Raw genomic sequence first — 8,153 nt, 5'->3', positions numbered from 1 at the left:
GGTTGGGCGTCACCGATCGGGGTGGTGCGGGTCGGGCCGGCGTGGGCCGCCCAGCGGTGGGCGGCGGCTTCGTGGCGGGCGCAGACGGTTTCGGCGCGGTATCGGCCGGTGCCGGGGCGGCCGGCTTCGATGAGGGCCGTGGCCCACCTACGGCAGCGGGCGCAGTAGGTGGGCCAACGGGCGGTCATGGCGGTCAGTGGCCGCAGCCAGGGCAGTGCAGACCGGGGCAGCAGCGACCCGAGCGGCGCACCAGCACGGCGATGACGACCAGGACCAGGACCACGCCCGCGACGAGCGGGAACGCGGCCCGCACCGCATGGACGAGCTGCACGGCGGCGAGATAGCCGGCCACGGCGACGGCACCCAGCGTCGGGACGGCGGCGGCGGCGATGACGCGGCCACGGCGGAGCCGGCGGACCGGAGCCGGGGCGGGCCGGCCGTCGTCGAGGAACCGGACCGTGACTGTGACGCGGGAGTCGCCCGGGATCTGCCGGGGCGTGGTCATGGACACCAGGCGGCCGGAGTCGCGGACCAGGGCGACGGTGGCGGCAACCTCGGCCGGGGTGCCGACGATCCGGCGCGCGACGACGGCGGGCCGGCGGGTGTTGACGCGGGCGAGCTGGTTGCGGGTCATCGGGTCACCTCCGAGGCGAAGATCTGACCGTTGCGGGGTGTCTGGACGACGGACGGGACGAGAGCCGAGCGGACCGCCACCGGGGCGGCCGGGGTCGGGACGGCGGATGCCGGCGAGACGAAGACCGGGGCGGAATCGGCGGGCCGCTGAGTGTCGTCCAGGTCGACGGCGGCGGCCGGCGACGGCCGGACCGGAGCCGGGGCCGGGGCGGGCGTCTTCGCCGGGGCGGACAGGATGAGCTTGGACAGGGCGAGGAACGCCAGCGCCGGCACCGACGACAGCAGCCGGGACGAAAAGCTGTCCTCCGCCACGGCGATCTGCGCGGCCAGGGACAGCGCCACGGCGGCGACGAGGATCGACAGCGGGTAGAGCACCGGAGCGTTGGGGTCGAGGCGGCGGCGACGGCGGATGACCAGCAGCGCGGCGGCCGGGGTCAGTTCGGAGATGACGGCGTTGGACCAGCCGAACCACTGGCCGGTGCCGGCCGGGGCGTGGGCCATGGTCCAGTCCTTCACGTGGGTGAACGACGCGGCGCCGGCCATGCCGCCCACCGCCAGGAGGATGAGGACCAGGGCGAAGGCTTCCAGTCGTTCGGAGTTCAAGGCCCGCTTCATGCCGCCCACCCCCACGCTTCGGCGTCCTCGGCGGCGATCTCGACGTGCCGGGCGAGGGCGGCGTCGAGGATGGCGTCGGCGTGGGTGTCGGGGGCGCAGTAGGGGCAGTGCTGGTCGGGGTCGGTGTGGGCGAGGTCGAGGCAGGTGCGGCGGATGGGCCGGCGGGTGAGTCGACGGGTACGCATCACGGGCTCCAAGCAGGCAGAGGGTCAGCGGTGGGTGGGGGTGATGTGCACGCGGATCCACTCCGGCGGCTCCCCGGTCGAGGCGACGGCTTCGGAGAGGCACCGCCACAGCGCCCACGCCTCGTTGGGGGTCAGGTACATGCGGCGCCGGCCGGAGCCGACCGCCACGTAGAGGTCGGCGTTCGGGGTGACCCGGACCGTGACCGGCACCGACGCCCGCTCGACGTGCGGGGCGCGCAGCCGGTAGAAGCGGCGCGGCTCCTGGGTCGGCTCGTCCGGCGGGTCGGCGTAGGGCATCCGGGCCGGGGTGTTCTCGGGCATCTGGTCGGGGGTCACCGCGGCTCACCTCCGTGCGGGGTGGTGTCGATGTCGAGGGCGTTGAGCAGGGACGGCGGTAGCAGCGGCGCGGCCTGCCGGGGCGGGGTCGGCCGGTAGGTGTGCCGGCCGTTGCCGGTGCCGTTGCGGGCCGGCTTGACCGGGGCCGGCGGCTCGACCGGTTCGGGCTGGACCTCGGGCGGGGCGGCGAAGGTGGCGGCCATGTCCCGGATCAGGTCGTCATCGATGTAGGAGAAGCGGACGCGGGCGGGTTCGGGCTGGCCGTCGAGCAGCACGTACGCGACGCCCTTAGCGGAGATCGGGATGTGGTCGGCGAGTGCTCCCCGGTCGCGGGCACCGTCGCCAAGGAGCAGGTCGACGTGTCCGCGTTCGGTCAGTCCGAGGGCGATGCGGGTCGGGAAGTAGTCCCGGACGGTGACGACTTCCTTGCGGGGGTCCTGCGTGGCGGCGACGACCAGGACGCCGAGCCCGGCACCCTGCGACAGCAGCACACCCAAGCTGTGGGTGATCCGGTTGCGGATCTCGCTGTCCGGCAGGAAAGCCAGCAGCGTCGCCAGCTCGTCAATCACGATGACGATCAGCGGCTCATCCACGGTTGGGGTGTGGACCCGGACCTTCCCGCGCAGCACTCGTTGACGGGCGCGCATCCGGGTCACGGCGTCATCGAGCATGTCGGCCATGCGCGACCAGTCGTCATCGACGTAGCGGGAGAACAGCGGGCCGCCGATGGCCAGCTCCATGCCGCCCTTCGGGTCGATCGCCCACACCCGCACCAGTCCGGAGCGGATGCCGGCGGCGAGGGAGCGGAGCAGGGACCAGATGACCGAGCCCTTGCCCATCCGCGTCGCCCCGCCGATCAGGACGTGCGTGGCGAGCAGCCGCAGGCAGTACACGGCCAGGTCCTCGCGCAGCCCGAGGGGCAGGGCGGTGAAGTCCGGGCGGGCCGGCACGGGCAGCGGCTTGACGATGCGGGTCAGCGGGTCGCGGCGAATGAACACCAACCAGACATGACGGGGCCGGTCGCGGAACCGGATGGCGTCGACCCGCCGCAGCAGCCAAGCCAGCCGGCCGGAGCGGGCCGGGGGTGCCTGCCGGCGGCCGGAGAAGACCCGGCAGTGCCGGGTGCCGAACGAGTACGCCAGGTCATGTGCCGCCTTGTGGTACGCCTCCGGGTTCTGCCCGCGCGGCATCTGCAACACGACCTCATCGGTGGCGTAGGAGCAGCGCACCGACAGCAACTCAGGCACCTTCTCGCCGCCGTCGTACTTCTTCACCAGACCGCACAGCGTCATCGCCTCGTGCCACTGCCGGCGGTACACCCACAGCCGCCGCCACCACGAGACGACGCGGAGCACGACCAGGCGCTGAAACGAGTCCCGACCCCGCCACCACCACACGCCGCCGACAGCGGCGAGGACGAGCAGGACCAGGAGGTGAGGCCACCAACCGTGCGACTGGTAGACGTCGACGGCGACCAGGACCAGGACGACGCCCGGCCAGGCCCGCCAGTGCCGCACCGCCCACACCGCGAACCGCACCAGCACGACGGCCAGGCGGAGCAGCAGGAACAGGATCGTGACCGTCCAGACCACCGGCCACGGCGTGGCGACCTGGAGGCGCCGGAAGTTGACCAGCGGAGCGCGCATCACGCCACCGCCTTGCGGGCGTTGCGCTGCTCGGTCCACGCCTCCGCGCACACCTTGTGCACCGGCTTGCCACCGGGGCTCCGGCAGATCGCCGGCTTCCCGCAGATCACGCACGGAGCGGACTCGCCGGCACCACCACCGCGAGTCCAGTCCAGGAAAGTTGGCATGATGAACCCGCCCTTCCAGGCCGAGAGGAAATTGGTGGGGCAGCGGGGCGGCCGGCTTTCCTAGGGCATGGGCCGCCCCGCGCCACAGTCAGTAGCCGTGCCGGCGGAGCGCGTCGTACGCCGCCGCCAGTTCTGCCTTCGTGCACCGGTCCTTCGCGGCGTTGAAGGTGGCCTTTGCCTTGTCGAACGTCGGGCTGTCGATGTCCCGGTCCGCGGCGTCGGTCTCCGCCATGCCGAGCTGGATCAGCCGCATGACCTTGTCCCTGCGCACCGGCTCCGGGTCGCGCTGCTTGCGTCCGAACATCACGCGGCCTTGCCGCGCGTCTCGGCCAGGGTCTTCGGCGCAACCAGCGCCGTTGCCCGCAGCGAGTAGGCCAGCCGGCCGTTGCTGCCCACGTACGGGGTCACGGTCAGGTTCTCGAACTCCACCGGCTGGAACGGACCCACCGGCGGCACCGGCTGAACGTCGGACAGGATCTTGACCGACACCTCACGCGACCGCGCGCCCAACTCCGGGTCCAGGTCCGACACCCGGCACTGCCACACCCGCTGCCCGGTCAGCTTGTCCTTGCTCGGCGTCCTCGAGCGCGTCTTCTCGTCGAAGTCCTGCGCCTCCGCGATCGAGTCCGGCACGAAGACACAGCCGTGCGGGAACACCGCCTCGAACGGAACCGCGAACCGAGTACCACCCCTGAGGGCCATGACGATCTCCTTCGCTGATGCGGCTTGACCGGCGATCCGGCTTCTGTGATGCCGACAACCTAACAACTGATAGGCATACCAGTCAACTGTTAGGTTCAAGTTCGTTGCGGTGCGTTATTGAGCAGGCAGAAGACCTCTCATCTGTTAGGTGGCTGGTAGCCTTCACCCGTACGCGACGCCGATCAGCAGGGAGCACTGCCATGACCTCTCCCCATGGCCGCACGGAGCGGCCGGAGGCCAGGCATCAGCAGGTCGCGCGCAACATCCGCAACGAGATCGAGGCGGGTCGGCTAGTGCACGGCACTGCCCTGCCATCCACGAGGAAGCTTGCGGAGGAGTGGGGCGTCAGCGTCTTCACGATCAATGAGGCGATGAAGGTGCTCGCTGACGAGGGGCTTGTGATCAACGAGTCCCGGTCCAAGCGAGTCGTCCACGCGCCCGATCAGTTGCGCCGGTCGGAAGTGCGCCCCCAACGCCCCCGCGTTGTCCTGATTGGCGGGTATGCCGGCAGCGGCAAAACCGAGCTGGGCCGGATCCTCGCCCGTGAAACGGGCTGGCCGATGCTCGACAAGGACACCCTGACCCGCCCTGTGGTGGAGGCGGCGCTAGAGACGCTGGGCCAGTCGCCGCATGACCGCGAGTCGCAGACCTACCTAAGCCAGATTCGCCCGCGTGAGTACGAAGCCCTCCAGGACGCGGCCAGCGAGAACATTCAGTGCGGCAACAGCGTGATCGTGACCGCGCCGTTCATCCGGGAGTTCGGCGATGCCGCCTGGGTGGCTCGGACCCGGGCATTCTTCGAGGCAGCGAAGGCGACCACGACCGTGGTGTGGGTGTACTGCGACGCGGACACCATGCTGACCTACGTGCGCCGTCGTGGCGCCGCTCGGGACGCCTTCAAACTCGCGGACTGGCCCGGCTACCTGGGCACCATCGACCTTGACTTCCGCCCGGCGGGCGCGCACCTCGTGGTGGACAACTGCGCATCGAGCCGGCCGCTGCAAGAGCAGGCGAAGGAGCTGGTGAAGGGCATCCTTGCGGACGAGGGTCTGTGATGCGGGGCGTGATTCTGTACGGCCCGCCAGCGGCAGGCAAGGACACGATCACAAGCGCACTGCACGACCTTGACGCCCGGTACGCGCTGTACCCGCGTCTCAAGGTTGGCTCGGGACGCACGAGCGGCTACCGCATGGCCGATGAAGCCACCCTTGACCGCCTACGCCGCAACGGTGAAGTCGTCTGGGAGAACCAGCGGTACGGCGCAAGCTATGTCGTGGACCGCTCGTCCCTGACGCAGCGGTTGTCGACCGGTGTGCCTGTGGTGCACCTGGGCCAGCGTCCCGCCGTCGCTGCGGTCACCGCGGCTGTCCCGGGTGCCCGCTGGTGTGTGGTCTATCTGTGGTGTCCGCGAGAGGTGGCGGCGCAGCGAATCATCTCTCGCCGAACCGGCGACACCGATGCGCGCCTACGCGCATGGGATGAAACCGAGCCGCTACCCGAGGCCGATCTCAGTCTGAACACCGCCGACGTGTCCCCGCGTGCCGCAGCGGAGCGCATCCATCGTCACGTCCTGGCCGACGACCGCCCACCGGTACCCCTGCTCTGATGAAGTAGGGCGAGCAGCCCGTGGCCGTCCTCAATCCGGGCGTCTGGTTCCAGGTCGGGGTTAGGTGGTTCGCGGTCGGTGCGGGGTGAACACATGAGAATCGCGGCGCCGGCACCGGCCCGGCGGGCGCAAGCGATGTCGCGGTTCACGCTGTCACCCACGAACCAGCAGTCTCCGATGGGGATGCCGATGGCGTCGGCGGCCAGCTGGGCCAGGCGGGGGTTGGGCTTGCGGGGTCCGGCCTCGTCGCTGTAGAACTCGGCGGCAAACAGGTCGGACAGGCCGGCGGCGGCGAGGAAGTCCCGGTGCGCGGCGCCGCAGAGGGTGTTGCTGACCACCGCCATCGGCAGGTCCGCATTGGCAGCGGCGTGCAGCGCCTCCGGGATCCCGGGGCGGACCTTCCACTCCGGACGCCAGGTCCAGGCGTACGCCAACGGGGTCGCCTCCCGCTCGACCGCGTCGCGGGCAGGTTTCGGCCAGGTACGGGTTACGAAGTCCGCCCACACCTGAGCGTGTGGCAGCTCGACCGGCTCAGCGGTGCGGCCGATGTCGTCCCGCCACAGCGCATAGGCTCGGGCACCCTCGCCAAGGTCGGCGGCGATCTGCTCGGCCGGCACCATCCCGGCGACGAGCTGGGACAGCCGGCGGACCAGTTCTGGTGGAGCCGGGGGTTGTCGTGGGGCGTCGGCCAGGACACCGCCGAAATCCAACAGGAGAGCGCGAGGCGATCGAAGCACGCCCACCATCCTCACGGATGACCCGAGCGGTGGGGATGCGGTCTCTTGATCGTCCACCGTTGCTTCGTATCGTGCAGTGATGTGGCGAAGGGTGGCCAGCGGAGCGGTTGACGCCAGGAGCGCGAGCCACCGTCAGGCACTCGGCTGCGTTTCCGTCCTGGTCATTCGCAGGTGAATGAGCAAGTACCGGTGAGGGGTGGTGGCCCGGGAGCTTACTGCGACACTTCCATGATCGTTTGGAGCAGCAGCTCTGGCACTGCGGTCAGCGCTGCGGTCAGTAGTTGCTCGATCGGTACTGCGACTGTGCTGCTGTCGACGGTGATGTGGTCCGCCCATGCCTCTGGTTGGTATCGGGCGAGCATCGACAACGCGAACAGGACTGCCCACCACGCCATGACGGGGTGGAGGGAATCGGTGTTCGCGCCAACAGCGGGGAAGACGTACCGATCATGCAGGCGGTAGAGAGTGCTGTGCGCGAGCGCCTCGGCGGTGCGCTCGTGGTAGCCGCTGTGGCTGGATGGATATGCCAGGTGGAGGGTGCCGCCTTGGCCATCGGGATACACGCCCTTGGCGTAGATCGCAGTGTGTCCAGCGAGCTTCGGGTATTGGCCCAGGAAGGCTTCCAGCAACGGCATCGGGCCCGTGTGCTGCAGCGGCGGCATGATGTCGGCCGAAATGCCAGTGACGATGAGCTGCACGGGTGACGCCGTCTGAGCCTGATGTAACACGCTGTACTCATCGACGCTCACTGGAAGTGGGGCCGCACCGACCGAGCGCTCCAAGGGGAACACGCTGCCCTCCGGCAGGGTGTTCCACAGCTCTCCCAGCGACACCGGCGCGGTGCCGTCCCAGGTCGGCGAGTTCAGGATCTTCGACAGGCGGGTGAAACTTCCTGCAGTGGTGTTGTCGCCGTACACCTGAACCTTGGCGATGGGACCGACGAGCGTGGACGTGTTGACCTTGATGCCGTGCCCGACCAAGGGGTAGTCGTTGTTGTGGACGTGCTTGGTGGCGGCTGCGATGGCCCGGCCGCCCTGTGAAAGGCCGTAGAACAGCAAAAGCGGGCGGGTTGCGACACCCACGCTCGCGGCGGCGGTGAACATCTGCTGCGCCTGTTCCAGCGCGGCGACATAGGTCTTGCGGCGGCCCCCCTTGATACCGGCGGGCGGCTCGGCCCGGGTTGACCGAAGTGCCGCCCACACAAGGTCAATGTCTACCTTCGCCGCCATCCGGTGATCGTCCGCTATGTCGCGATCGGATGCCAACAGATTTCGGGGATGCACGCCCCTGTCGCGGACCGTGAGGGGCCTCCGCGACTCCTCTTGAGGATCATGTCGGGCATCAGGTGGGACGCGAGCGTCAAGCATGTCCCGTAACGGGGACAGAGCATGCCTGTGATTGTGATCCGTCAGCTGATGTGCGACGCGGTTCCGCCAGGTGATGTGCGACGGGTGGTCTAGGAAACGTGGGTAGCGATCCGCGGTCGCTGGCCTTTGATGCTACGGACTGGGTGGGTGGTGGTGCGT

12 protein-coding genes are annotated in these 8,153 nt (G+C 69.7%); 2 read left to right on the top strand and 10 right to left on the bottom strand.

Annotated features, from left to right (window positions below):
- From C1I99_RS34230 to C1I99_RS26350, 8 genes are all read right to left on the bottom strand, one after another.
- Nucleotides 1-188 (bottom strand): hypothetical protein (locus C1I99_RS34230; protein WP_233512729.1); only part of this gene is annotated, 188 nt, incomplete at its 3' end.
- 5 nt (nucleotides 189-193) lie between these two features.
- Nucleotides 194-634: a hypothetical protein gene (locus C1I99_RS26380; protein WP_111136888.1), complete on the bottom strand. Its 441-nt coding sequence runs from the start codon at nucleotides 632-634 to the stop codon at nucleotides 194-196.
- Nucleotides 631-1,248: a hypothetical protein gene (locus tag C1I99_RS26375; protein WP_111136890.1), complete on the bottom strand. Its 618-nt coding sequence runs from the start codon at nucleotides 1,246-1,248 to the stop codon at nucleotides 631-633. Before C1I99_RS26375 ends, C1I99_RS26380 begins: the two co-directional genes overlap by 4 nt.
- The gene (locus C1I99_RS26370; protein ID WP_111136887.1) at nucleotides 1,245-1,433 is read right to left on the bottom strand and encodes a hypothetical protein; all 189 of its coding nucleotides are present in this window, start codon (nucleotides 1,431-1,433) and stop codon (nucleotides 1,245-1,247) included. Before C1I99_RS26370 ends, C1I99_RS26375 begins: the two co-directional genes overlap by 4 nt.
- 24 nt (nucleotides 1,434-1,457) lie before the next feature.
- The gene (locus C1I99_RS26365; protein ID WP_111136886.1) at nucleotides 1,458-1,769 is read right to left on the bottom strand and encodes a spread protein; all 312 of its coding nucleotides are present in this window, start codon (nucleotides 1,767-1,769) and stop codon (nucleotides 1,458-1,460) included.
- Nucleotides 1,766-3,415: an FtsK/SpoIIIE domain-containing protein gene (locus C1I99_RS26360; RefSeq protein ID WP_233512728.1), complete on the bottom strand. Its 1,650-nt coding sequence runs from the start codon at nucleotides 3,413-3,415 to the stop codon at nucleotides 1,766-1,768. Before C1I99_RS26360 ends, C1I99_RS26365 begins: the two co-directional genes overlap by 4 nt.
- Nucleotides 3,416-3,670: 255 nt before the next feature.
- On the bottom strand, nucleotides 3,671-3,886 hold the full coding sequence (locus tag C1I99_RS26355) for a hypothetical protein (protein WP_111136884.1): 216 nt from the start codon (nucleotides 3,884-3,886) through the stop codon (nucleotides 3,671-3,673).
- Nucleotides 3,886-4,284, bottom strand: coding sequence for a transcriptional regulator (locus C1I99_RS26350; protein ID WP_111136883.1), 399 nt, complete (start codon nucleotides 4,282-4,284; stop codon nucleotides 3,886-3,888). Before C1I99_RS26350 ends, C1I99_RS26355 begins: the two co-directional genes overlap by 1 nt.
- Before the next feature lie 200 nt (nucleotides 4,285-4,484).
- Between C1I99_RS26350 and C1I99_RS26345 the strand changes: the two genes are divergently transcribed.
- Nucleotides 4,485-5,339, top strand: coding sequence for an AAA family ATPase (locus tag C1I99_RS26345; protein ID WP_111136882.1), 855 nt, complete (start codon nucleotides 4,485-4,487; stop codon nucleotides 5,337-5,339).
- The gene (locus C1I99_RS26340) at nucleotides 5,339-5,890 is read left to right on the top strand and encodes a P-loop nucleotide/nucleoside kinase family protein (protein WP_111136889.1); all 552 of its coding nucleotides are present in this window, start codon (nucleotides 5,339-5,341) and stop codon (nucleotides 5,888-5,890) included. Before C1I99_RS26345 ends, C1I99_RS26340 begins: the two co-directional genes overlap by 1 nt.
- Here C1I99_RS26340 and C1I99_RS26335 read toward each other — a convergent pair.
- Entirely contained in the window at nucleotides 5,848-6,636 is a 789-nt protein-coding gene (locus tag C1I99_RS26335; protein ID WP_111136881.1) for an HAD family hydrolase, read from the bottom strand. The genes C1I99_RS26340 and C1I99_RS26335 overlap by 43 nt on opposite strands.
- 203 nt (nucleotides 6,637-6,839) lie before the next feature.
- The gene (locus C1I99_RS26330; protein WP_158554110.1) at nucleotides 6,840-7,856 is read right to left on the bottom strand and encodes a YaaC family protein; all 1,017 of its coding nucleotides are present in this window, start codon (nucleotides 7,854-7,856) and stop codon (nucleotides 6,840-6,842) included.
- Nucleotides 7,857-8,153: the final 297 nt, after the last annotated feature.

The organism is Micromonospora deserti (genome assembly GCF_003236335.1).
Lineage (GTDB): Bacteria > Actinomycetota > Actinomycetes > Mycobacteriales > Micromonosporaceae > Micromonospora > Micromonospora deserti.
This window is presented reverse-complemented; position numbering and strand designations above follow the sequence as displayed.